The sequence below is a fragment of the Nocardioides ultimimeridianus genome, from assembly GCF_054777895.1.
Genome location: NZ_BAAHAB010000017.1, coordinates 241,267 through 264,928, shown reverse-complemented (window position 1 = coordinate 264,928; position 23,662 = coordinate 241,267). Strand labels below are relative to the sequence as shown.

At 72.5% G+C, this 23,662-nt stretch carries 21 protein-coding genes and 1 tRNA gene; 6 read left to right on the top strand and 16 right to left on the bottom strand.

Features of this window, described 5'->3' with window-relative positions; translation table 11 throughout:
* Window positions 1-32 precede the first annotated feature (32 nt).
* The 4 genes from ACYU8V_RS16625 to ACYU8V_RS16610 are packed head-to-tail and all read right to left on the bottom strand — an operon-like array spanning window position 33 to window position 4,957.
* Complete coding sequence (locus ACYU8V_RS16625; RefSeq protein ID WP_460848925.1) at window positions 33-461, bottom strand: hypothetical protein; 429 nt, start codon at window positions 459-461, stop codon at window positions 33-35.
* The gene (locus ACYU8V_RS16620; protein WP_460848923.1) at window positions 458-2,998 is read right to left on the bottom strand and encodes a helix-turn-helix transcriptional regulator; all 2,541 of its coding nucleotides are present in this window, start codon (window positions 2,996-2,998) and stop codon (window positions 458-460) included. The genes ACYU8V_RS16625 and ACYU8V_RS16620 overlap by 4 nt, the downstream gene beginning before the upstream one ends.
* Before the next feature lie 48 nt (window positions 2,999-3,046).
* The gene (locus ACYU8V_RS16615; RefSeq protein ID WP_460848922.1) at window positions 3,047-4,111 is read right to left on the bottom strand and encodes a winged helix DNA-binding domain-containing protein; all 1,065 of its coding nucleotides are present in this window, start codon (window positions 4,109-4,111) and stop codon (window positions 3,047-3,049) included.
* A 39-nt stretch (window positions 4,112-4,150) separates the two neighbouring features.
* Entirely contained in the window at window positions 4,151-4,957 is an 807-nt protein-coding gene (locus tag ACYU8V_RS16610) for an isocitrate lyase/PEP mutase family protein (protein ID WP_460848920.1), read from the bottom strand.
* 23 nt (window positions 4,958-4,980) lie between these two features.
* Between ACYU8V_RS16610 and ACYU8V_RS16605 the strand changes: the two genes are divergently transcribed.
* From ACYU8V_RS16605 to ACYU8V_RS16595, 3 genes are all read left to right on the top strand, one after another.
* Window positions 4,981-5,793 (top strand): class I SAM-dependent methyltransferase, encoded by an 813-nt coding sequence (locus ACYU8V_RS16605; RefSeq protein ID WP_460848918.1) that lies wholly within the window; start codon window positions 4,981-4,983, stop codon window positions 5,791-5,793.
* Between the two features lie 51 nt (window positions 5,794-5,844).
* Window positions 5,845-6,072 carry a hypothetical protein gene (locus tag ACYU8V_RS16600; protein ID WP_460848917.1) on the top strand — a complete coding sequence of 76 codons (228 nt, stop codon included), beginning with the start codon at window positions 5,845-5,847 and terminating at the stop codon, window positions 6,070-6,072.
* Window positions 6,073-6,127: 55 nt separating this feature from the next.
* A tRNA-Gly gene (locus ACYU8V_RS16595) sits at window positions 6,128-6,203 on the top strand.
* A gap of 3 nt (window positions 6,204-6,206) precedes the next feature.
* On the opposite strand, the gene ACYU8V_RS16590 is transcribed toward ACYU8V_RS16595, so the two are convergent.
* The gene (locus ACYU8V_RS16590) at window positions 6,207-6,968 is read right to left on the bottom strand and encodes an SGNH/GDSL hydrolase family protein (protein WP_460848916.1); all 762 of its coding nucleotides are present in this window, start codon (window positions 6,966-6,968) and stop codon (window positions 6,207-6,209) included.
* A 17-nt stretch (window positions 6,969-6,985) separates the two neighbouring features.
* On the opposite strand from ACYU8V_RS16590, the gene dcd reads away from it, so the two are divergent.
* Window positions 6,986-7,561, top strand: a complete 576-nt coding sequence (gene dcd, locus ACYU8V_RS16585) for a dCTP deaminase (RefSeq protein WP_460848915.1) — start codon at window positions 6,986-6,988, stop codon at window positions 7,559-7,561.
* On the opposite strand, the gene ACYU8V_RS16580 is transcribed toward dcd, so the two are convergent.
* A complete protein-coding gene (locus ACYU8V_RS16580; RefSeq protein ID WP_460848914.1) occupies window positions 7,446-8,402 on the bottom strand; it encodes a helix-turn-helix domain-containing protein in 957 nt (318 codons plus the stop codon). The genes dcd and ACYU8V_RS16580 overlap by 116 nt on opposite strands.
* A gap of 104 nt (window positions 8,403-8,506) precedes the next feature.
* On the opposite strand from ACYU8V_RS16580, the gene ACYU8V_RS16575 reads away from it, so the two are divergent.
* Both ACYU8V_RS16575 and ACYU8V_RS16570 read left to right on the top strand, forming a co-directional pair.
* Complete coding sequence (locus tag ACYU8V_RS16575) at window positions 8,507-9,142, top strand: NAD(P)-dependent oxidoreductase (protein ID WP_460848913.1); 636 nt, start codon at window positions 8,507-8,509, stop codon at window positions 9,140-9,142.
* Between the two features lie 52 nt (window positions 9,143-9,194).
* A complete protein-coding gene (locus ACYU8V_RS16570; protein WP_460848912.1) occupies window positions 9,195-9,572 on the top strand; it encodes a VOC family protein in 378 nt (125 codons plus the stop codon).
* Here the strand turns inward: ACYU8V_RS16570 and ACYU8V_RS16565 are convergent, their stop codons facing one another.
* The 10 genes from ACYU8V_RS16565 to pdhA form a co-directional block, all read right to left on the bottom strand.
* Window positions 9,573-11,459 carry a CocE/NonD family hydrolase gene (locus ACYU8V_RS16565; RefSeq protein ID WP_460848911.1) on the bottom strand — a complete coding sequence of 629 codons (1,887 nt, stop codon included), beginning with the start codon at window positions 11,457-11,459 and terminating at the stop codon, window positions 9,573-9,575. It abuts the gene before it with no gap.
* A 116-nt stretch (window positions 11,460-11,575) separates the two neighbouring features.
* Complete coding sequence (locus tag ACYU8V_RS16560; RefSeq protein WP_460848909.1) at window positions 11,576-12,283, bottom strand: DUF4097 family beta strand repeat-containing protein; 708 nt, start codon at window positions 12,281-12,283, stop codon at window positions 11,576-11,578.
* Window positions 12,284-12,303: 20 nt separating this feature from the next.
* Window positions 12,304-12,825 (bottom strand): toxin-antitoxin system HicB family antitoxin, encoded by a 522-nt coding sequence (locus tag ACYU8V_RS16555; RefSeq protein ID WP_460848908.1) that lies wholly within the window; start codon window positions 12,823-12,825, stop codon window positions 12,304-12,306.
* A 49-nt stretch (window positions 12,826-12,874) separates the two neighbouring features.
* On the bottom strand, window positions 12,875-14,500 hold the full coding sequence (locus ACYU8V_RS16550) for an AMP-binding protein (protein ID WP_460848907.1): 1,626 nt from the start codon (window positions 14,498-14,500) through the stop codon (window positions 12,875-12,877).
* Window positions 14,501-14,555: 55 nt separating this feature from the next.
* Entirely contained in the window at window positions 14,556-15,374 is an 819-nt protein-coding gene (locus tag ACYU8V_RS16545) for a helix-turn-helix transcriptional regulator (protein WP_460848906.1), read from the bottom strand.
* 87 nt (window positions 15,375-15,461) lie between these two features.
* Window positions 15,462-18,872 carry a (Fe-S)-binding protein gene (locus tag ACYU8V_RS16540; protein WP_460848905.1) on the bottom strand — a complete coding sequence of 1,137 codons (3,411 nt, stop codon included), beginning with the start codon at window positions 18,870-18,872 and terminating at the stop codon, window positions 15,462-15,464.
* 111 nt (window positions 18,873-18,983) lie between these two features.
* Window positions 18,984-20,021: a serine/threonine-protein kinase gene (locus tag ACYU8V_RS16535; RefSeq protein ID WP_460848903.1), complete on the bottom strand. Its 1,038-nt coding sequence runs from the start codon at window positions 20,019-20,021 to the stop codon at window positions 18,984-18,986.
* A gap of 166 nt (window positions 20,022-20,187) precedes the next feature.
* Entirely contained in the window at window positions 20,188-21,378 is a 1,191-nt protein-coding gene (locus ACYU8V_RS16530) for a dihydrolipoamide acetyltransferase family protein (protein WP_460848901.1), read from the bottom strand.
* A gap of 8 nt (window positions 21,379-21,386) precedes the next feature.
* A complete protein-coding gene (locus tag ACYU8V_RS16525) occupies window positions 21,387-22,370 on the bottom strand; it encodes an alpha-ketoacid dehydrogenase subunit beta (RefSeq protein WP_460848899.1) in 984 nt (327 codons plus the stop codon).
* Entirely contained in the window at window positions 22,367-23,548 is a 1,182-nt protein-coding gene (gene pdhA, locus ACYU8V_RS16520) for a pyruvate dehydrogenase (acetyl-transferring) E1 component subunit alpha (RefSeq protein WP_460848896.1), read from the bottom strand. The genes ACYU8V_RS16525 and pdhA overlap by 4 nt, the downstream gene beginning before the upstream one ends.
* Between the last annotated feature and the right edge of the window lie 114 nt (window positions 23,549-23,662).

Below are 23,662 nucleotides of genomic sequence, written 5' to 3'. Positions count from 1 at the left end.
GAGCCTCAGCCCGGAGCCCGGCGCGGACCGGCTCACTCCATCGCCACCTTGCGCCGATTCGCCTCCAGCCTCCCGAGCGCACCCCGGGTGAGGGGGAAGAGGGGTACGGCGAAGACCGCGCCGAGGCCCAGCAGGACAAGAGGCAGGCCGATGCTGTGGCTCGTCGCGGTGTGCCCGTGAATCGTGACGTCGACGTGCTGACCGGGCGTCTCGTAGCCGCTCGCCCCCTCCAGCTCGCCGACGACGCGCTGACCGTGGACGGTCCACGCCGCGGTGCAGGTCTCCTCGATGTTGCGGCCGACGCTCCGATAGGAGCACCCGATGACCTCGGCCGTGGCGTGCGTGCCGATGACCTGTCGCGCGAGCAGCCAACAGGCCGGGCCCACGAAGATGAGCGAGACCGCGGCGAAGAGCGAGACGAGCCTCCAGCCCTTGCCCTTGCGCTTGCCAGAGATCGTCATGCCTCGGATCGTGGCCCGACCGCCTGGTGTCCGGCATCGGACGCAGGTCCCCATATTGCGGCGACCGCGTCACGACGCGAGGCGACTCCGACCTTCCCCAGGATCGCCGAGACGTGGTGGCCGGCCGTCTTGACCGAGGTGAACGTCCGCTCCGCGATCTCGGCGTTGGTGAGGCCCTCGCGCAGCAGCGCCGCGACCTCGGCCTCGCGATCGGTCAGCCCGAACGGGTGGGCCGCCGTGCTGCGTCGGGCCCGCCGCACCGACGTACCGTCGCGGGCGCGCAGGCTCGCCGCGATCCGGTCGGCATCGGCTCGCGCGCCCAGGGCGTCGAGCCGGGCGATGGCCGCCTTCAACAGCTCGGAATCGGACGTCTCGCCCTCCGCGAGGGCCTGGTCGTACCGGCAACCCAGAGCTCGCCATCGCTCTGCGGCCTGCCGCCAGTCGCCGGCGATCATGGCCGCGAAGGGAGGTGCCGCGCCGGCCAGGCGGGCGTCGGAGGGCTCGATGAGCCCGAGGCGCACCATCTGCCAGCCGAGCTCGCCGAGGGCCCAGGGCTGGTGCAGCTCGACGGCCTGGTCGAAGACCACCGCCAGGTGATCGGTGAGGTCGAGCTCCGCGTAACCGGCCACCACCGGCCAGGTCCGCTGGAGATCGCCGGTCGGCTCGGCCAGTGCCCACGCAGCATCGAGATCGGACCGGGCACCGGGTCGGCCCAGACGGTGGCGGGCCCGGCCGCGCACGGTGTCGGCGGCGATGCGCGTGATCAGGTCGGCCGATCCCGCGCACGCGTCCGCACGCGCGACGGCGTCCGCAAGGTCGCCCTGCTCGAGCGCGACCCGGGCCGCCCAGGCCCGGGCGTAGGAGGCGATCTCGTCCAGGTCGTACGCGACCGCGAATCTGTGGCACTCCTCGAGCCATCGCTCCGCCTCGCGATAGCGCCGCACCTCGCCCGCACCCGATCCGGCGTTCAGCATGACCATCCCGGCGAGCCGGTCGTCGCCCATGGACCGGGCGAGCTCGAGGCTCTCCTCCAGCAAGGGCTCGGCCTGATCAGGATCGGCGAACCAGGACGCCGTACCGAGCAGGTGCAGGGCATCGGCGAGGGCATCGCGATCCGCACGGCGCCGCGCCAGGTCCGCGGCCGCTCGGCCCATCGCGAGTGAGGGCTCGATCTCGCGAGCCAGCATGTGCAGGCTCGCCCCCGCGAGGAGCGCCGCGAGCCGGCCTGCGCCCTCGCGGTCACCGCGGCTGCGCTCCCATGCCTCCTCCACCAGCCGGCGGGCTGAGGCGGTGCCCGCCCTCCGCCACACGATGAAGGCGTGCCTGGCCAGCTGCCCCGCCAGGACGTCGTCGTCGCCCAGCTCGCGGGCGACGGCGACGGCGCGCTCGGAGAGGGGGACGGCGGGCTGGTACTGGCCGAGAGCGGTGAGCGAATCGACGTACGTGCGCAGGATCTCGATCGCCTGCCGGGGCTCGGCGTGGTCGAGATGCGCGCTCGCTCGCTCCAGCTGGATGACGGCCTCGGGCCGCGCTCCCTGCTGGATCGAGCGCCGTGCGGCCCGCAGCCCGTGGTGGAGGGCTCGCGGATGATCATCGGAGAAATGGGCGTGATAGGCGATGGCGGCGTCGCGGCCCTGGTGGTGGGCGACCAGGCCGGCGAGAACGTCTGCGTGTCGCTGATGGCGGCGCGGACCGGGCATGGCGGTCTCGACCGCCTCTCTCGCGAGCTCATGGCGGAAGGTCACGATGCGGCCGTCGCAGACGACGAGCCCGCCACGCTCGGCCTCCTCGATGTCGGCGGGCTCTGCTCCGGCCGCTCCGTAGAGGATGCGGAGCTCCGCACAGTGAGGGGCCACGGCGACCGTCTCCACGACGGCGCGCGCGGCCTCGGAGAGCACGTGGAGTCGAGCCAGCACCGCCTCGCGCACCGAGTCGGGGACGCCGGCGGTCGGGGCATCGATCAGCTGGGTGACGAAGAACGCGTTGCCGCCGGTGATCGCATGGATGTGCTCGGGATCCAGCCCCGAGTCGCTGGTGAGGGCGGCGATCTCCTCGCGGTCGAGCGGTGGAACCGTGAGCCGCTCCCCCAGCCCCGCCAGCTGCTGCGGTATCGCGCGGGCCGTGAGGACCAGGGTGGTGCGGAGACCCGCCATGCGGCGTCCGAGGTAGACGAGCAGGTCCAGGGTCGCCTCGTCCGCCCAGTGCACGTCCTCCACGACGGCAAGGGTCGGAGCCGTGAGGATCTCGAGCGTGTCGGTGAACAGGTCGCTGCGGCTGTTGCCGGCGAGCGCCTTCGCCAGCTCGGGCACCGTCTCCCGCGCCCAGTCGTGCAGAGGCATCAGGGGCCGCGTGCTGGCGAACGGCTCACACGAACCCCACAGCACGCGGCCGCGGTGGCCCGCTGCCAGACGCTTGACCACCGTCGTCTTGCCGATGCCGGCCTCGCCGGAGAGCACCACCAGACGGCCCGGCCCGTCGCAGCCGGAGGCGATGAGTGCTTCCAACTCCGCGTAGAGCGCGTCCCGGGGTGGCGCCACGCTGCTCAGCCTAGGACGCAGCAGCGGGGTTGGGACACGTTTCTGCGTTCACCCCAGCTCGGTGGGTACGCCGCAGAAGTCGGCGTACCTGCTCAGGGCGGCCTTCAGCGCGGCGGGCCGGGGCTGCTTGCGGCCCTCGAAGCCGGACACCGTCACGACCTGGCGGCGGGTGAGCCGCTTGGCGGTCCACAGCCCGACGACCTGCCCGTCGTCGACGACGGTGGCGCGGAAGACGCCGTTGCCGCCGGGTACCACGGCGTCGAAGATCTCGGGCGTCAGGAAGGCGGAGCGGTTCTTGTAGCCGAGGACGTACTCGTCGAAGCCGGGCAGCAGCAGGGCACCTGTGCGCGCGTCCGGGCCGTCGGCGTACCAGTAGGTGAGGCCGTCGACCTCGACGCTCTCCAGCTCCGCGCTGACCGCCGCGAGGCCGGCCTTCGCGTCGCCCTTGGTCAGGAACGCCCAGCCCGCGAAGTCGTCGAGGGTCGCCGGGCCGTGGCCGGTGAAGAAGCGCAGCGCCAGCTCGGCGAGCGCCTCCTCGCGCTCGAGCACCCGGGCGTCCGGGGCCCACTCCTCGATCAGCGCGTACGTCGGCTGCTTGCCCGCGTGCGGCCCGAAGCAGAGCACCCCCTGCTCGGCGAGGTGGCGCAGCAGGTGCGGGCCGCGCTGCTCGCCGCTGTCGACGCCCGCGGCGTCCATCGCCTTGAACAGCTCCGGCCGCCCGAGCGTGCGGCCGCCCGCGAGCGCGCCCTCCCACGCCTCCCGCACGGTCGCCACGGCCGCGTCGTCGAGCCCCAGCCCGCGGCGCCGCCCGGCGGCGGCCTGGCTCGCCCGCGGACCGAGCAGCGCGGGGAGCCACCGGGCGTCGGCGGCCGCCACGAGGTGCAGGGTGCCGCGCATCGGCCAGGTGCGGACGATGCGCCGCTCCGCGAGGGCGGTCTCGACGTCGGCCTCGGTGAGGTGGTCGCTGCGCACCCCGACCGACCAGAGACCGCCTCGATAGTCCTGGGCCTGCATCGCGACGAGCCGGCCGACGATCTCCTCGGCGCTGCCCGACGACGGCGACGCGAGACCCTGCGCGTGGACACGGCGGCGGGCGATCTGTGCGGGGGTCACGGCACGATCATGACCGGTCGCACCGACACACCGGCAGGATCATCGCGCGCCGAAGCGTGACTGGAAGTCGCCGTAGGAGACGAGGCCCTGGGCCCACTCGAAGGTGCCGTCGTCGAGCATCTCCCGGGCGGCCCGGTCGACGAGCGTGAGCGCCGCGCGGGTGAGCGTGCCGCCGACGCTGATCCGGGCGACACCCGCCTCGCGCAGGGCACTCGCGGGGACGATCGGGTCGGTGAGGCCGGCGACCACGTTGACCGGCGCCCCGATCTCCGCGACGAGTCGCGCGATGACCTCCGGGTCGCTGACACCGGGCACGAAGATGCAGTCCGCGCCCGCGTCGAGGTAGCGGTGCGCGCGGCGTACCGTCTCGGCGAACGCGTCCGGGTGCCGCGTCATGTAGGGGTCGGTGCGGGCGTTGAGGACCAGTACGTCCGCGGGAGCAGCGGCGCGTACGGCGCCCAACCGCTCCGCCGCGCGCTCGACGTCGAACAGCCCGTCGGCGTCGGCGTCCTCCAGGTTGCAGCCCACCACGCCGACCCCGACCGCCGCCGACACGGTCGCGGCGACGTCCTCCGGCCGCTCGCCGTAGCCGGACTCCAGGTCCGCACTCACCGGGCAGCCCACGACCGCGACGATCCGCGCGATCTCCTCGAGCATCTCGTCGCGCGCCATGGTGCCGTCGGCACGCCCGCGGCTGAACGCGATGCCCGCGCTGGTGGTGGCGATGGCGGCGAAGCCCGCCTGCTCGAGCATCCGCGCCGACCCGCCGTCCCAGGCGTTGGGGAGGACGAACCCGGCCCCCGGGCGGTGCAGCGCACGGAAGTCCTCGACGCTCGTGGTGGTCACGTCGATCAATCTACGATCACGTCATGGCCGCTGACGAGAGAACCGACACGGCCTTCACCGGCTCCGTTCCGGAGCAGTACGAGCGGCTGATGGTGCCGCTGATCTTCGACGAGCCCGCGCGGCACCTCGCCGCTGCGGTCGCCGCGCTGGCACCCGCGGACGTGCTGGAGACCGCGGCCGGCACGGGTGTCGTGACGCGGCTGCTGGAGCCCGTCGTACGCCGCCTGGTGGCCACCGACCTCAATGAGCCGATGCTCCGGGCGGCCGAGCTGCTGCTCCCGTCGCCGAAGGTGACCTGGCAGGTGGCGGACGCGCAGGAGCTGCCGTTCGGGGACGGGGAGTTCGACGCGGTGGTGTGCCAGTTCGGGGCGATGTTCTTCCCGGACCGGCCACGCGCGTTCCGGGAGGCGGCGCGGGTGTTGCGGCCGGGCGGCTCCTACCTGGTCAGCGTCTGGGACCGGATCGGCGCCAACGGCGTCGCCGACGTCGTCACCTCCGCCCTGACCCGGGCGGCACCCGAGGGCCCGCTCGACTTCCTGGCCCGTACGCCGCACGGCCACCACGACACCGACCTGCTGACCCGCGAGCTGCGCCTCGCGGGCTTCGACACCGCCGAGGTCGTGGCGCTGGACGGCACCAGCCGCTGCACCGCCGAGATCGGCGCGATCGCCTACTGCCAGGGCACCCCGCTGAGCGCGGAGATCGCGGCCCACCCGGCCCTCGACGTCGAGCGCGCCACCGCCCTCGCGACCGACGCCCTGCGCGAGCGCTACGGGGACGGGGAGTTCGACGCGCCCACCCGCTGGCTCCAGCTCACCGCCACGCTGCCCCGCTGAGCCGCTTCGGCCGGGGTGGAGACTGGCAGCACCGTCGAGGAGGAGGAACACATGCCGAGGAAGAGCTGGTCGGAGCTGAGCCCACGGACCCGCAGGGTCGTCGTCGCCGGCACGGTCGTCGACACCGCCCTGAAGGCCGCGGCGCTCGCCGATCTCAAGGGCCGCGCCGACACCGAGGTCCGCGGGTCCCGTCGTACCTGGGGCCTCGCGCTCACCTTCGTGAACTCCGCCGGCGTGCTGCCGCTCGTCTACTTCCTCCGAGGCAGACACCGGGCCTGACCCGGGGGTGAGGTAGCATCCATCCCGCCCTGGCGGTCCGGCCGACCAAGGCACTGCGGGCGTAGCTCAGTTGGTAGAGCGCGACCTTCCCAAGGTCGATGTCGCGAGTTCGAGTCTCGTCGCCCGCTCCACTCTCACCCGATCGGGGCGAAGGTGGGCCGCTTCGGCTCGACCCCGTCGCCCGACGACCGGCCGGTCACCCGGCGGTGGACCCACGGCCCCAGGTGCGTGCGGGCCCACGCGAGGTTCGCGGCGCGCTGCTGCCGCGGCGTCAGGACCGGTACGGCGATCGGCGGCAGCGGCTGCAGGTCGTGCTCCACGCCCAGGGTGGTGAGCACCTCGATCGCGATCGACTGGTGGCCGACCGGGTTCAGGTGGAGCCGGTCCTGGTCCATGATCTCGGCGACGCTCCAGCCCCGCATCCGCCACATGTCCACGACGGCCGCGTCGTGCTTGTCGGCGATCTCGCGCACCCACTCGTTGAAGATCGCGAACCGGCCGCGGATCGGCTTGAACACCGCGCTGTCAGCGACGTCGGCGATGGTGAACATGACGACCTGCGCGCCCGTGGCGGAGAGCCGGCCGACGGCCTCGTCGTAGCGGGCGGCCAGCGCGTCCAGGTCGACCTTGGGGCGCAGCACGTCGTTGCCGCCGCCGTGGATGGTGACCAGATCGGGGCCGAGCGCGACCGCGGCGTCGACCTGCTCATCGATGATCGCGGGCAGCTTGCGTCCCCTGATCGCGAGGTTGGCGTAGCCGAAGTCGGGGTCGGCCGCCGCCAGGGCCTCGGCGACCCGGTCGGCCCAGCCGCGCAGGCCGTTGGGGCGGGTCGGGTCGGGGTCGCCGACGCCTTCGGTGAACGAGTCGCCGAGCGCGACGTACCGGTGGAATGCCATGCGGGTAGGTTACGACCGTGCTGCTGAGCGACCGCGACATCCTCGGTGAGATCGACAACGGACGGATCGTGATGGATCCGTGGGACCCGTCGATGCTGCAGCCGTCCTCGATCGACGTACGGCTGGACCGGTTCTTCCGGGTCTTCGACAACCACAAGTACGCCGCCATCGACCCGGCCACCGACCAGTCCGACCTCACCCACCAGGTGGAGACCGAGGGCGACGAGCCGTTCATCCTGCACCCGGGTGAGTTCGTGCTGGGGTCGACGTACGAGGTCGTGAGCCTGCCCGACGACATCGCGGCGCGGGTCGAGGGCAAGAGCTCGCTGGGGCGGCTCGGCCTGCTCACCCACGCCACCGCGGGGTTCGTCGACCCGGGGTTCTCCGGCCACGTCACGCTCGAGCTGGCCAACGTCGCCACGCTGCCGATCAAGCTCTACCCGGGCATGAAGATCGGTCAGTTCTGCTTCTTCCGGCTCACCTCGCCCTCGGACCACCCCTACGGCTCGGAGAAGTACGGGTCGCGCTACCAGGGGCAGCGGGGGCCGACCCCGTCGCGCTCCTTCCAGAGCTTCCACCGGACGAAGATCTAGCGCGGAAGGCCGCAGGCGTCTCCCCGGCCCGCAGCCGGAACCAGGCGCCGAAGTTCGAGGCGTCGTCGAAGCCGAGCGTCTCCCCCACCCGCGCGACGCTGAGGTCGGAGTGGGCCAGCAGCCGGCGCGCCTCGAGCAGCACCCGCTCGTCGATGAGCTGCTTGGGCGTGCGGCCGGTGGCGGCCGCGGTGGCGCGGGCCAGGGTGCGCGGGGACCAGCCGAGCCGCTCGGCGTACCAGGCGACGTCGTGGTGCCGGGCGTGCTCGGCGTCGAGCAGGTCGCGGAAGGCCAGCCACGGCTCCGAACCGGTGGGCGCGCCCGGGCGGGTGCGGGCCTGGGCGGTCAGCCGCAGCAGCAGCGCGGACAGCAGGTGGGTCAGGGCCGGCGCCCGCAGCTCGCGCGTCATCGGGGTCGCGGCGAGCTCCGCGATCGCGTCGATGGCCGGCATCGCTCCGGCGGCCTCCGCCTCGGACGGCGACCACCAGCAGGCCCCGGCCGGCGAGTCGGCCTCGGTGAGGTGCGCGGTCGCCGGGTCGAGCAGGCCGCCGGGGAAGATCAGCACCGCGCCGTCGTACGCCGTCAGGTCGTCCCACCGCTGCACCTGCCCGGGCCGCACCCAGAGCACCCCGCCCGGCTCCAGGAGGTGCTCGGCGAAGTCGAGCATGTGGTGGGCCCGGCCGCTGCGCGGGTTGAGCAGGAAGTGGAACTCCGGCCGCTGGACGTCGACGAACTCGGGGGCCCCGGCCCGCTGCAGCATCCGCGCCACGGTCGTCGCCTCGACCTCGCCGGCCTTGCCCTCGGGCGGGTTGTAGCCGATCGGCGCGATCGGGTCCTGTCGCATATTCACCATGGTATGTCGCTTGGCGACCGTGAATCCCCTCCTTAAGTCGACAAGAATCGACCCATCACCCCGAGACCCGGGGCAGAACGACGAAGGGATTCACCATGACCAGCATCGCGATCATCGGCGGCACCGGCTACGCGGGCTCGCACATCGCCCGGGAGGCCGCCGACCGTGGCCTCGACGTGACGGCCGTGTCGCGCTCCGCCGCGGAGGTGCCCGCCGGCATCACCCACCGGACCGGCAGTCTCGCCGACGCCGAGCTCGTCAACGAGCTGGCCGCGAAGCACGACGTCCTCGTCGTCGCCGTCCACGCGACCGGTGAGCCCGACCTGCGGACCGCCCTGCCCACGCTCGTCGAGGCCGCGCGCACCGGCGGCGCCCGGCTCGCGTTCGTCGGCGGCGCCGGCTCGACCCTGGTCGCCGAGGGCGGCCCGCGACTGGTCGACACCGACGGCTTCCCGGCCGAGTACAAGCCCGAGGCGCTCGCGCACGGCGAGGTGCTCGACGCGCTGCGCGCCGACACCTCCGACCTGCGCTGGTTCTACGTCTCCCCGGCCGCCGCGTTCGGCGCCTGGGCCGCGGGCGAGGCCACCGGCTCCTACCGGGTGTCCGAGGACGTCCTGCTGTCCGACGCCAACGGCGACTCCCAGATCGGCGGAGCGGACTTCGCGAAGGCGTTCGTCGACGAGATCGAGTCCCCGCGGTTCGAGAACCAGCGGTTCCACGTCGCCTACTGATCGTCACCCGGCGTCTGTTGTGGCTGTCGGTGGTGAGTGGGAGGGTCGATCCATGACCGAACCCACCATCGCCGTCGCCATGTTCACCATCACCGACCAGGACTCCGCGGTCGCCTTCTACACCGAGAAGCTGGGCTGGGAGGTCCGCTCCGACGTGTCGTGGGGCGAGGGCGACCAGGCCGGCCGCTGGGTCGAGGTGGCACCGCCGGGCTCGACCGCCCGCCTGGCCCTGAACCCGCCCATGCAGGGCGAGCCCGGCGGCGGCTCGATCGGCCTGGAGACCGCCGACCTCGCCGCCGCCCGCCAGAAGGTCGTCGACGCCGGGCTCGACATCGTGCACGAGATGCCGGCCGGTGGGCCGGTGCCCGCGATGTTCGCGATCAACGACCCCGACGGCAACTGGCTGTGGATGGTGTCGACCGCGGGCTGATCAGTTGACGGGGATCGTCACGTAGGACCTGTGCGTGCCGCCGCTGTAGATCGTCATCGGGCCGAGCTGGCCGAGGAGATCGGTGAGCGGCGCGAGCAGGTGCGGTACGTCGAAGCCCTGGATCGCGACCCGCAGCCGGTGGCCCGGCAGGATCGCCGCTCCCGTCGGGAAGACCTCGACGTCGACCGGGGCGATCGTGCCGGGCGCCAGCGACGCCTTCGACTCCTTGGTGAACGGGTGGTAGGGCCGGATCAGCCGGCCGCCGAGGTACTGCGAGCGCGAGGTGTCCAGCGCCCGCTGGGACACGACCTGCCACCCGCCGGTGAGCCGCTTGACGGTGCCGTCCGGCGCGACGTCCTCCACGGCGACCGACAGCAGTCCGTCGCCGGTCGAGGTCGCCACACTGAGGTGGGCGTTGATCGGGCCGCGGATCCGGACCGTGCCGGTCATCGGAGCGGTCTGGAAGACCAGGCCGCTCTTGTCGTTGAGGGTGTTGTCGCCGAAGCACGGCAGCTGCGGGACGACCATGTTGAGGATGCCGGCCGTCCACTGGTTCAGCGAGCGCGTGCACAGCCCGCTCGCGGGCAGCGGCACCATCGTGGAGGACCCGGCCGCCGGCGTACCGCTGGTGAGGACGCCGTCGTCGGCGCCCATCGTCGCCGTACCGCTGAGCTGGTACGTCGCCGCGCTCTCGCCGCCGGTCCAGGTGGCCGACCGCCGCCACTTCGCCGAGCCCTGCTCGTAGTAGGTCACCGGGGCGATCTGGTCGAGCCGGGTGTCCTTGCCCTTGATCCAGTGGTCGAACCAGCGCAGCTGCAGCTCCGACAGCGAGCCGTAGCCGGCGTCGCCGACGGCTGCGCCCGAGGAGCCCTGCAGGTGGTCCCACGGACCGTCGATGAGCCGGACCGGCACGCCGTTGCGCTGCAGCGCCTCGAAGTCGAGCGGCTCGCCGCGCTGGAAGAGGTCGTACTCGCCGCCGACGATGAAGGTCGGCACGTCCACCTTGTCGATGTCGGTGATCGGCGAGCGCTGGCGGTAGAAGGAGCCGTCGTACGCCGGGTAGCCGTCGAGCAGCGCCTGCAGCATCAGCGGCGTGGTGAAGGTGGCGCCGGCCATCAGGTGGTCGAGCCCCATCTGGAGGGCCGACTGCGGGTCAGCGGCGCCGTACGCCGGCGGGATCGCACCGGTGAGGCTGACCAGGCCGAGCCACAGCGGGATGAACCCGACGTCGATCTGGCCGCCGGAGGCGACGACGTCGCGGTAGACGTCGGCGGCCGGGACCTGCGGGAAGATCGCGCGCAGCCCGGCCGGGTGGTGCTCGGCGGCGAAGAGCTGGCTGATCCCCATGTAGGAGGCACCGGTCATGCCGCTGAGCCCGTTGGACCATGGCTGGCGGTGAGCCCACGCGACGATCTCGCCGGCGTCCTTGTTCTCGCGGGCGCAGAAGGCGCACCACTGGCCCGGCGAGCTGCCGGTGCCGCGGGCGTCGACGGTGAGCTGGGCGTAGCCGCGCGCGACGAGGTACGCCGGGTCGGCACCCGCCAGGGTCGAGCCGCCGCCACCGGCGATGACGGTCTTGTTGTAGGCGGTGATGGTGATGATCACCGGCACGTGCGGCACGGGCTTGCCGTCGGCCGTGGCCGGCAGCGTCAGGTCGCCGCGCAACACCAGCCCGTCGCTCATCGGGATCTTCAGGTCCTTGCGGACCACCGTCTTGCTGTACTGCGCGGGACGCGGCGTGTAGCCGTCGGTACGGGTGGCGACGCGAGCCGACAGGGCCGACGGGGCCGGCGCCGCGGTCGCGACGTCAGGTGCGACCGCGAGAGCCGCTGCCGTCGACAGCACGGCGGCGCACAGCAGGTGCAACGGGCGAGTGGTGGCCTTCATCGTTCTCCCTCGGAAAGTTACTCGAGGGTAGAACGAGTTCCTGGTCCTGGAGTGACGGTCCGTTGGGTGGGCGGCACAACCATCGCGTGCGTCGGACGGCGGTGATCATCACGGCCTCACACCGAGGTGAGCGCGATGTCGCCGGACCCGGTGGTCGCGCGGATCTCGACGTACGGCGCACCCCGCTCGGGCTCGCCCATCCGCGGAAGGTCGGAGGTCAGCCGGCCGGAGCCGGTGGTGATGTCGGTCCACACCGCGAAGCCGGAGGCGACCCCGACGCGGAGGTCTCCACTGCCGCTCTTGGCCACCAGCTTGCCGGTGAGGGTGCCGACGCTGATGTCGCCGGACCCCGTGGAGACCACCGCCTCGCGCGAGCTGCCGACCCGCACGCGGCCGGACCCGCTGCGCAGCCGCAGCGCGCCCGCGGAGTCGCCCACGCTGATCGCCCCGGATCCGGAGTCGACCACGCCGGGACCACTCAGGCCGTCGACGGCGACGTCGCCGGAGCCGGTCTTGACCCGGGTCGTGCCGAGCCGGCCGGTGACCTCGAGACTCGCGCTGCCGCTGCGGACGACCAGCTGGCTGTCCGTCGGGACGGTGATGTCGTAGCGCAGGTGGGTCGCCGCGGAGAACCCGCGATGGCGCGGGCCGATGACGAGCACCCGGCCTCCGCGCTGCTCGACGCGCGCCTCGTCGGCGCGGGGGCCGGTGACCCGGACCGTCGTGGTGGTGACGTCGGCGGCCGTGATCACGACCTGCCCGTCGCGGACCGCGACGACGAGCACGGTCGGCTCGGGGGTGTCGAACTCGTGGCTGTCGTTCATCGGAGGCTCCTTCGGGCCTGTCACTGCCAGCCGCGCATCTGGCGCGGCCCGCGCTTGCCGAACGGGAAGTCGGCCCCGAACGGGACCGAGGACAGGTCGAGGTCGATGTGGATCGCGCGGTCGTTCGTCGCCGCGCGGGCCAGGTTCACCAGCCAGGTGTTGACCGACTGGCCGGCCTTGGCGGCGGCGTCCTCGACCCGCGCCTTCACCGACTCGGGGATGCGCAGGGTGATCCGGGCGACGTCGCCCTCCTCCTCGTCGTCGGCCGCGGCGGGCGGCTCCGGCGTGGCGGACTCGGGCGTCGGGCCGTGGATCAGGAAGTCCAGGTCGCGGCCGTCGAGACGTACGTCGACACCACCGGCCGGCATCGCCGCGGTGATCTCGGCGCAGGCCTGGCTGACGGCCTCCATCAGCGCCAGCCGGGCGGCCGGGTCGAGCGCGAAGCCGAGCCGCTCGGCGGTCTCGCGCGCCTGCTCCCCGATGCTCTCCGCCGCCGCGAGCAGATCGCGGCGGAGGTTCTCGACGTACGGAGTGATGTCCATGCGCATCACGATGACATCATCGTGATGTCATGTCAACACCTCAATGATGTCACACTTCGGTCAGCCCGAGCGCCTTGGCCGACTCCTCGCGCATCTGCACCTTGCGGACCTTGCCGGTGACGGTCAGCGGGAACTCCTCGACGACCATCACGTAGCGCGGGATCTTGTAGTGGGCGAGCTTCCCGGTGGCGTAGGCGCGGACCGCGTCGGCGTCGAGCGGGGTGGCGCCGGCGTGCATCTTGATCCAGGCGCAGAGCTCCTCGCCGTACTTCTCGTCGGGGACGCCGATCACCTGGACGTCCTCGACGTCGGGGTGGGCGTAGAGGAACTCCTCGATCTCGCGCGGGTAGATGTTCTCGCCGCCGCGGATCACCATGTCCTTGATCCGGCCGACGATGTTGCAGTAGCCGTCCTCGCGCATCAGGGCGAGGTCCCCGGTGTGCATCCACCCCTCGGCGTCGATCGCCTCCCGGGTCTTCTCCTCGTCGTTCCAGTAGCCGAGCATCACCGAGTAGCCGCGCGTGCAGAACTCCCCGGTCTCACCGCGCTCGACGGTCTCGCCCGTCACCGGGTCCACGACCTTGATCTCGACGTGCGGGGCGGCCCGGCCGACCGTGCTGGTCCGCCGGTCGAGGTCGTCGTCGCTGCGGGTCTGGCAGCTGACCGGGCTGGTCTCGGTCATGCCGTAGGCGATCGACACCTCGGCCATGTGCATGTCGTCGACGCAGTGCCTCATCACCTCGACCGGGCAGATCGACCCCGCCATGATCCCGGTACGCAGGGTGGACAGGTCGTGGTCGGCGAAGTCGGGCGCGTTCTGCATCGCGATGAACATGGTCGGTACGCCGTACACGGCCGTGCAGCTCTCGTCCTCGATGGCCTGCAGGGTGATCGCGGGGTCGAAGCCCGGGGCCGGGATCACCATCGTGGAGCCGTGGGTGACGCACCCGAGGTTCGCCATCACCATGCCGAAGCAGTGGTAGAAGGGCACCGGGATCGCCAGGCGGTCGTGCTCGGTGAAGCCGATCAGCTCGGTGGTGAAGTAGCCGTTGTTGAGGATGTTGCGGTGGCTGAGGGTGGCGCCCTTGGGGAAGCCGGTCGTGCCGGAGGTGTACTGGATGTTGATGGCGTCGTCGGGCTGCAGGGTGGCCAGGCGGGTCGCGACCGCGTCCTCCGGGAGGTCGCTGCCGGCGGCGATCAGCTCGGCCCAGTCGTCGGTGTCGACGTAGACCGTGCGCTCGAGCTGCGGGGTCTCGCCCGTGGTGGCCTCGACCATCTCGCGGTAGGCGCTGGTCTTGAACGCGGTCTGGGTCAGCAGCAGCCGCAGCCCCGACTGGTTGATCGCGTAGGTGAGCTCGTGGGTGCGGTAGCTGGGGTTGACGTTGACCAGGATCGCGCCGACCTTCGCGCTGGCGAGCTGGACGATGGTCCACTCGGCGCGGTTCGGCGCCCACATGCCGACCCGGTCGCCCTTCTCGATGCCGAGGGCGAGCAGCCCGCGGGCGATCTCGTTCACCGCGTCGTCGAGCTCGCGCCAGGTCCAGCGCCGTCCGGTCTGCACCTCGACGAGCGCCTCGCGATCGGGGTGGGAGGCGACGGTGCGCTCCAGGCTGGCCCCGATGGTCTCGTCGAGCAGAGGAGTGGTGGTCTCGCCGGCGGCGTACGACGCGGTCATGGGGTGATTCTCGCGCCTGAGTGAGGTGGGTCACACCCCCTGATGGGGTGGCCGCCTACGGGATGAGGCCCTGGCGGCGGGCGATGACGACGGCCTCGTGCCGCGAGTGGGCGCCGAGGCGGGTGAGCAGGTCGCGCATGTAGGACTTCACCGTCTGGGGCGCGAGGCCCAGGCGGGTCGCGGTCTCGGCGTACGACGCCCCGGTGGCGACCTGCGCCAGGACGTCGAGCTCGCGCGGGCTGAGCTCGATGGCGGGTGCCGGGTCGGGGACGAGCTCGTCGAGCAGCCGGGTGACCTCGGTGCGGGTGGCGGGGTCGGCCACCGAGGCGCGGAGTTGGCGAAGGCCGGCGTGCGCCCGGCGCAGCCGCTCGCTCGCGGTCGCCTCGAGCCGGCGGAGCTGGGCGGTCCGCTCGCGCAGCCGACGGTTGACCTCGTCCTCGACGGCGAGCTCGCGGGCGAGCCACTCGCCGGTGCGGGTGACCGCGTCGAGCAGCCGGTCGCCGTACCCGACCGTCTCCCTGGTGCCGGCGTAGATCACGCCGCGGACGCTGGCCCCGACCACGACCGGCGCTGCCACGACCGCGCGCAGGCCCTCGGCGAGGACCGGGCCGTCGTAGTCGTGGGAGATCTCGGCGGAGCGGCCGTAGTCGGGCACCCCGACCGTCGTGCGCTCACGCCAGGAGCGGCCGCCGAGCCCGAGGCCGCGGACCACCTCCAGGCCGGCCAGGGCGCCGGTGCGGGCGCCGTCGAAGTGCCGCAGCCGCAGCGAGGCGCCGTCGACGGCCCCGCCGAACCCGATGCCGGCCCCGGACAGCCCGCGCAGCCGCCCGAGGGCCACCGCCCACGCGCGCTCCTCGGCCTCACCGGTCTGCATCTGCTGAGGATATCCGGCGGGGCGGGGTGCGGGTGTCGCTTGCTTGCCGGCAGGTAAGTACTTACCTGCCGGCAGGCAAGTGGCGGATCAGAGGTCGAAGAGCGAGCCCGCGTTGTGGATGTCGGCGTCGGTGCGGGGCTGGTGGGCCTCGCCGGAGGACGCGGCCGGGGCGGCGGGCGCCGGCTTCTCCTCGGGCTCGGTCGCAGCCGGCTCCTCGGCCGGGGCCTCCTCGGCAGGCGCCTCCTCAGCGGCAGGCGCCTCCTCAGCGACCTCGGCCTCCTCGGCAGCGGGCGCCTCGTCGACGACCGCAGCCTCCTCGGTACGGGCCTCCGCCTCGACGGGCTCGGCCTCCTCGACCGGGGCCGGCTCGGGAGCGGTCTCCGCGGGGGCGGGCGCGGCGGCCGGAGCAGCCGCCACCGAACCCTCGGGAGCCTCGATGTCGAAGAGCGAGCCGGCACTGTGGATGTCCACATCGGTGCGCGGGGTGCTGGCCGTGCCGCTGCTCGCGGGCGGCGTTGCCGGCGCCGCCGGCTGCGGCTCGGCCGCGGGCTCGGCGGGAGCCGCCGCAGCAGCGCCCCCCTCGACCTCGGCCTCGACGACCTGCTCCTCCGTGGGCTTCGGCGCGGGCTCTGCAGCCTCCGGTGCGGACTCGGCAGCCTCCGGGGCGGCCGGAGCCGGCTCGGCGGCGGGGATGTCGAACAACGAGCCGGACGACAGGTCGACCGCGGGGGCGGCCTCCGCTGCCGGCTTCTCGGCAGCCGCAGCGGGCTTCTCCGCAGGGGTCTCGGCCGGCTTCTCCGCCGCAGGAGCGGGGGCCGGCGCGGCGGGGGCCTCGGTCGGGGTGACGTCGAAGAGCGACCCACCACCGGACAGGTCCTGAGCCGGAGCAGCAGGCTTCTCCGTGTCCGCGGGCTTCGCCTCGGCGGCGGGCTTCTCCTCGACAGCCGCCGTCTCCGCAGCCGGCGCGGGCGCCGCCTCCGGAGCCGGGGTGTCGAACAGCGAGCCGCCCGACCCCACGTCGAAGAGCGAGCCGCCCTCGGCCGGCTTGGCCTCCGCCTCGGCCGGCTTGCTCTCGGCCGGCGCGGCCGGAGCCTCGTCGAACAGCGAGCCACCGGACGCCGGCGCAGCCGGAGCGGCAGGAGCCGCCGGAGCGGCCTCCGCCGCGGGCGCGTCACCGAACAGCGACGACCCCGACTCCGGAGCCTTCGCCGGTTCCTCGACCACGGTCCCCGAGGCGGCCGGTTCGGCGACCGGCTCGGCGGACTTGGCGGCCGCACCCGTCGGCGTACCCTCGCCCAGCTTGAGCTTGGTGGCCTGCTCGCCCTTGACCGACGCCAGCAGCATCTGCGCGACGTCGAGGACCTCGACCTCCTCGCGTGCCTCGCCGTCGGCCTGCATCTTGGTCAGGCCGTCGGACAGCATCACCCGGCAGAAGGGGCAGCCGACCGCGATCTGGTCGGCGCCGGTCCCGACGGCCTCGGCGGTGCGGTTGAGGTTGATCCGCTCGCCGATCTTCTCCTCCATCCACATCCGCGCGCCACCGGCGCCACAGCAGAAGGACCGCTCGGCGGAGCGCTCCATCTCCTTGAACTCAGCGCCCGGCAGGATCTGCAGCAGGTCCCGCGGCGGGGTGTAGACCTGGTTGTGCCGACCCAGGAAGCACGGGTCGTGGTAGGTGATCGAGCGCTGGTGCGCTCCGGCGCCGGAGGCGACCGGCGTCAGCTTGCCCTCGCGCACCAGGCGATTGAGCAGCTGGGTGTGGTGCACGACCTCGAGCTCGATGCCGAAGTCCTTGTACTCGTTCTTGAGCGTGTTGAAGCAGTGCGCACAGGTCGAGACGACCTTCTTGACCTTGAACTCCTTCAAGGTCTCGATGTTCTGCTGGGCCAGGCCCTGGAACACGAACTCGTTGCCGGCTCGGCGGGCGGGATCACCGGTACAGGTCTCGCCGTTGCCGAGTACGCCGAAGGTCACGCCGGCCATGTCGAGCAGCTCGGCCACGGCGCGGGTGGTCTTCTTCGCGCGGTCCTCGTAGGCACCGGCGCACCCGACCCAGAACAGCCAGTCGACCGACTCGAGCGACTCGAGGTCCTCGCCGACGACCTTGACCTCGAAGGGCAGGTCCTTGGCCCAGTCCAGTCGCGCGTTCGGCGACATGTTCCAGGGGTTGCCCTTGTTCTCCAGGCCCTTGAACAGGCCGTTGAGCTCGGAGGGGAAGTTCGACTCGACCAGCACCTGGTAGCGGCGCATGTCGACGAAGTGGTCGACGTGCTCGATGTCGACAGGGCACTGCTGGACGCACGCGCCGCAGTTGGTGCACGACCAGAGCGCGTCCTCGTCGACGACGAAGTCGCCGCCGTCGGGCATGTAGAACCAGTCGTCGACCTTGTCACTGCCGCCGTCGGCCTGCTCGTGGTCGGCCTTGCCGACCAGCGCGCGCTGCTCGGAGCCGCCGGCGACGGCGTACGCCTCCTCGCGCATCGCCATCATCATCAGCTTGGGCGAGAGGGGCTTCTCGGTGTTCCAGGCCGGGCACTGCGACTGGCAGCGACCGCACTCGGTACAGGTCGTGAAGTCGAGGATGTCCTTCCAGGAGAAGTCCCAGATGGTGCCGGCGCCGAGGACGGAGTCCTCGTCGAGGTCGTCGACGTCGTCGAGCGTGATCGGCTTGCCGCCCGAGGTCAGCGGCTTGAGCCCGCCGAGGGCCGTGCGGCCGGAGTCCTCGCGCTTGAACCAGATGTTGAACCAGGCCAGGAAGCGGTGCCAGGCGACGCCCATCGTCAGGTTGGTCGCGATGACGATGAGCCAGACCATCGCCGAGACGATCTTGATCGTGGCGATGACGTAGATGATGTTCTTCAGCGTGCCGACGGCGTCGGGGCCGGTCGGGTAGAGGTTGCCGAAGAGGTGCGCGATCGGGAAGTGCGCGGCGATGGCGTGGTCGGAGTCCTCGCCGCCGAGCGCCTGGCCGAGGTTGTACTCGGCGCCCCGGATGAACAGGATCGCGACGCTCTCCAGGAGCACCATCGCCTCGACGAAGTACGCCTGCCACATGGTCGAGCCGAAGAACCGGCTCTTGCGGCCGAGCTTCTCGGGCAGGTGGGTGAGCCGGTAGACGATCAGCGGGATGATCGCGATCGTGCCGAGCAGGCCGAGGAACTCGGCGACGTACTCGTAGACGTACCACTTGCCGATCAGCGGGATCGTCCACGTCGGCGAGAAGAGCTGGATGAAGGCCGAGCCCACCGCGGTCGACAGGAAGAGGAACGCGGCGAAGGCGAACCAGTGCAGGATGCCGACCCACGTCCACTGCAGCATGCGCGTGTGGAGGAACGTCTCCTTGAGCATGGTCAGCGTGCGGCCACCGGGGTTGCCGGTCCGGCCGGGCGCGGGCTGACCGCGCCGGATCACGCCGAGCATCGCGCCTACGGCGCGCGCAATCAGCGCAACGGCCACCACCGTGAAGGCCAGTGACACCACGATCGCAAAGATCTGCATTTGAGCGGCTCCTCGTCGTCCGGGGATCGCGCGTGGCCCGGCACGCGCACCGGCGAGCCTAGGGCCAATGCACGGTCGCGCACTGCCAAGGCTTGCCTTACGGGACGAATCCTACCGGGCGGTAACTTGCGTCGACGCCGGCCAGAGACATTCGGCAGTGGCGTCGAACACGTCCGTCGTCGAGGCCGGATCGCCGTGATCGGCCACCAGTCGACGCGCGACGCAGCGCGCGGTCGCCGGGTCCAGGCGCGCGCTGCGGTGCAGGTCGGCCGCCAGCCGGGCGACCCCGACGGTGGGACGCGGAGCGTCGGGCCGAGTCGCGACCGCCCACGCCGTGGCAGCCACGACGGTCACGAGCATGCCCGCGGCCAGGACCGGCGCCCGCCGGCGGACCCGCACCCGCGTCGCGGCGCGCAGGTCGTCGCGCAGGGCCAGCACGTCGGCGTACCTCTCGGCAGGGTCCTCGGCCGTCGCGCGGGTGAGGATGCGGTCCACCTCCCGCCCCGCGCGCGGACGGCCGTCCGGGCGGCCGGTGAGAGCGAGACGCAGCAGGCACCCCATCGCGTACACGTCCGAGGCGACGCTGCTCGCTCCGCCGGCCGCCACCTCCGGCGCGAGGTACGCCGGCGTGCCGGCGCCGTCGTCCCTCCCGCCGGCGGGCCGGGCGATCCCGAAGTCGGCGAGGTACGCCGTCCAGCCCTCGCCCCGGTCGCGCAGCAGCACGTTCGCGGCCTTGATGTCGCGATGCAGAAGGCCGACCCGGTGCGCCTCGGCGAGTCCGTCGGCGACCTGCGCGACCAGGTCGAGTGCCGTCGAGGCCGGGAGCGGGCCCCGGTCGCGGACCAAGCGTGCGAGGTCGCCGTCGGGTACCAGCTGGGTGGCGAGGTAGAGCACGCCGTCGACCTCGCCGTACGCGTGGACCTGGACGACATGCGGCGAGTCGAGCGCCGCCAGGGCCCGCGCCTCCGCGGTGAAGCGGTCCCGGAAGCCGGGGTCGCCCGCGAGCCCGGGGGCGATCACCTTCACCGCGACCGAGCGGCCCAGGACCTCCTCGACGGTCTCGTGCACGGTCCCCATCCCGCCGGCGCCGAGGCGGCGCACGATCCGGTAGGGACCGAGCCGGTCACCCGGCCCGAGCTGAGGAGACACCGCTCGAACCTAACGGCGTGCGGCGGATCGGGTCGGGGTTCATCCACAGGCGTTGGTTTCGATACGCCTCCTCGCTGGCGCTCGTCGGCTACTCAACCAACGAACGATGTCGTTGGTTGAGTAGCCGGAGCGAGGAACGAGCGACGGCGTATCGAAACCATCGACCTCAGAACAGGAGGGCCAGGGAGGGGTCGTGGAGGATCCCCGCCACCTCCGCCAGGAAGCGCGACCCGGTGGCGCCGTCGATGTGGCGGTGGTCGAAGGAGAGCGCGAGGGTCATCACGTCGCGCGGCACCACCGCGTCGTCGACGACCCAGGGCTGCCGCTTGATCGCGCCGAGGCAGAGGATCGCGGACTCGCCGGGGTTGATGATCGGCGTACCGCCGTCGACGCCGAAGACGCCCACGTTGGTGATGGTGAACGTGCCGCCCGCCTGGTCGGCCGGCGGTGTCCGGCCATCGCGGGCGACGGCCGTGAGGTCGGCGAGCGCCTCGGCCAGCTCGACCAGGGAGAGGTCCTGGGCGTCCTTGATGTTCGGCACGATCAGGCCGCGCGGCGTCGCGGCGGCGATGCCGAGGTTGACCCGGCGCTTGACCACGACCTCCTGGGCGTCGTCGTCGAACCAGGAGTTGAGCAGCGGGTGGCGCGGCACCGCCAGCAGCACCGCCTTCGCGGCGACCAGCAGCGGCGAGACCTTCACCTCGGCGAACTCGTGACGCACGCGGAGCCGCTCGACCAGCTCGACCGTGCGGGTGACGTCGATGGTGATCCACTCGCCGGCGTGCGGCGCGGTGAACGCCGACGACGTCATCGCCGCGGCCATCTGCTTGCGCACGCCCTTGACCGGCTCGCGGGTCTCCGCCGGTCCGGAGGTACGCCGCCGGCCCCGCCCCTGGTCGGCGTGGTCGGCGGCCGGCCGCAGCCGCGGACGGCGCTTCAGCTCGCGCTGGCGCGGCCCGTAGCCGACAAGGGTGGCCTGTCCCACCGGCGGCACATTGGTGTCGATCGGGTCCCGCACCTCGCCCGGCATCGCCCGCCGGGTCGCGAGCTCCTCGTCCGCGGGCTCCGGCGTCTCCACCGGCGCCGGCGGGGGTGCCGCGGCCGCAGCGGCGGCGGCCGACCCCGGCTCGCCGATGGCGATGATCGGGGTGCCGACGGTGACCTCCTCGCCCTCGCCGACGAGCAGCGCGGTGACCTCGCCGGCGTACGGCGACGGCAGCTCGACGATCGACTTGGCGGTCTCGATCTCGACCAGGATGTCGTTCACGGCGATCACGTCGCCGACCTTGACCCGCCAGGTCACGATCTCGGCCTCGGTGAGGCCCTCGCCGACGTCGGGCAGCTTGAACTCGGGCATCGGTTCTCCTAGAAGGCGAGCGAGCGGTCGACGGCGTCGAGGACGCGGTCCAGGTCGGGCAGGAAGGGCTCCTCGACCCGGGCCGGCGGGTACGGCGTGTCCCAGCCACCCACGCGCAGCACCGGCGCCGCGAGGTCGTGGAAGCAGGCCTCGGTCAGCCGGGCCGCCACCTCGGCACCGAGGCCGAGGTTGACGTGCGCCTCGTGCACGACGACCGCCCGGCCCGTGCGACGTACCGACTCCACGACCGGGCCCAGGTCCAGCGGCGAGAGGGTGCGCAGGTCGATGACCTCGAGCTGGCGCCCCTCGTCAGCGGCCACCGTCGCCGCATCGAGGCAGACCCCCACCGACGGCCCGTAGCCGATCAGCGTCGCCGCGTCGCCGGAGCGGACCAGCCGCGAGGTCCACAGCGGCGGCGGCGTCGCCTCGTCGTCCACCTCGGCCTTGGTCGAGTGGTACTGCCGCTTCGGCTCCAGGAAGACCACCGGGTCGGGGGCGGCGATCGCCTGCTGCAGCATCCAGTAGGCGTCGACCGGGTTCGAGCACGCGACGACCTTCAGCCCGGGCGTGTGGGCGAACTGCGCCTCGGGAGACTCGCTGTGGTGCTCGACCGCGCCGATGCCGCCACCGAACGGGATCCTGATCACCATCTGCATCGGCAGCCGGCCGCGGCTGCGCCCGTGCAGCTTGGCGACCTGGCACACGATCTGGTCGTACGCCGGGTACACGAACCCGTCGAACTGGATCTCCACCACCGGCCGGTAGCCGCGCATGGCCAGGCCGACGGCCGTGCCGAGGATGCCGGACTCGGCGAGCGGGGTGTCCATGACCCGGTCGTCGCCGAAGTCCTTCTGCAGCCCGTCGGTGACCCGGAAGACGCCGCCGAGCCGGCCGACGTCCTCGCCCATCACCAGGACCTTCGGGTCGTCCTCCATCGCCCGGCGCAGCCCGGCGTTGAGGGCCTTGGCCAGGGTCATCGTGGTCGTGGTCATGCGCGGGCCTCCTCACCGGCCGGCTCGTCGGTGAAGGAGCCGAGGTAGGCGGTCACCTCGTCGCGCTGGGCGAGGAGCTCGGCGGTGGGCTCGGCGTACACACCGTCGAAGATCGCGGCGGGCGTCGGGTCCGGGAGCGCCTTGCACTCGCGGCGCATCCGCTCGCCCAGCGCGTCCGCCTCGACCGCGAGCTCGGCGAAGAAGTCGTCGTCGGCCGCGCCGTTGCGCCGCAGGTAGGCCTCGACCCGGGCCAGCGGGTCCTTGAGCTTCCACCGCTCCACGTCGTCGAGCAGCCGGTAGCGGGTGGGATCGTCGGTGGTCGTGTGCGCGCCCATCCGGTAGGTGTAGGCCTCGATCAGCATCGGGCCCTGGCCCTCGCGGGCACGCTGCATGGCGGCCTTCGTGACGGCGTACGTCGCCAGCACGTCGTTGCCGTCCACCCGGATGCCCGGGAAGCCGAACCCGTCGGCACGCCGCGCCAGCGGGATCCGGGAGACCTTGTCGATCGGCTCGGAGATGGCCCACTGGTTGTTCTGGCAGAAGAAGACGACCGGGGCGTTGGCCCATGCCGAGAACACGAACGCCTCGTTCACGTCGCCCTGCGAGGAGGCTCCGTCGCCGAAGTGCGCGAGGACGGCGGTGTCGCGGGTGTCGTCGCCGGTGCCGACCAGGCCGTCGCGCTGCAGCCCCATCGCGTAGCCGGTCGCGTGCAGGGTCTGTGCGCCGATCACGATCGTGTACAGGCTGAACCGCTTCTCGTGCGGGTCCCAGGCGCCGTAGTCGACGCCGCGGAACAGGCCGAGCAGGTCCACCGGGTCGATCCCGCGCACCCACGCGACGCCGTGCTCGCGGTAGGTCGGGAAGACGTAGTCCTGCGGCGCCAGTGCGTGTGCGGCGCCGACCTGGGCGGCCTCCTGGCCGAGCAGCTGGGCCCACAGCCCGAGCTCGCCGTGCCGCTGCAGCGCCGTGGCCTCGGTGTCGAGGCGGCGCACCAGGAACATGTCGCGGTAGAACGCGCGCAGCTGCTCGGGACTGAAGTCGACGTGGAAGTCGGGGTGCTCGACGCGCTCCCCCTCCGGCGTCAGGAGCTGGACGAGGCCCTCGTCGGGCTCACTGGCGACCGGCGGGCCGAAGACCGCGTCGATCATCTCGCGGTCGAGGCCGAAGTGATCCTGCATGCGCACCATTCCTTGGTTCCGGCGCGAGCGGGGTCACCGCAGCACCGAGGTCGGGCCGGCGTGGACCGGTCGCGCGCGAGGGTGGTGCGTGTGACGTGGGCCACGCCATGGGGT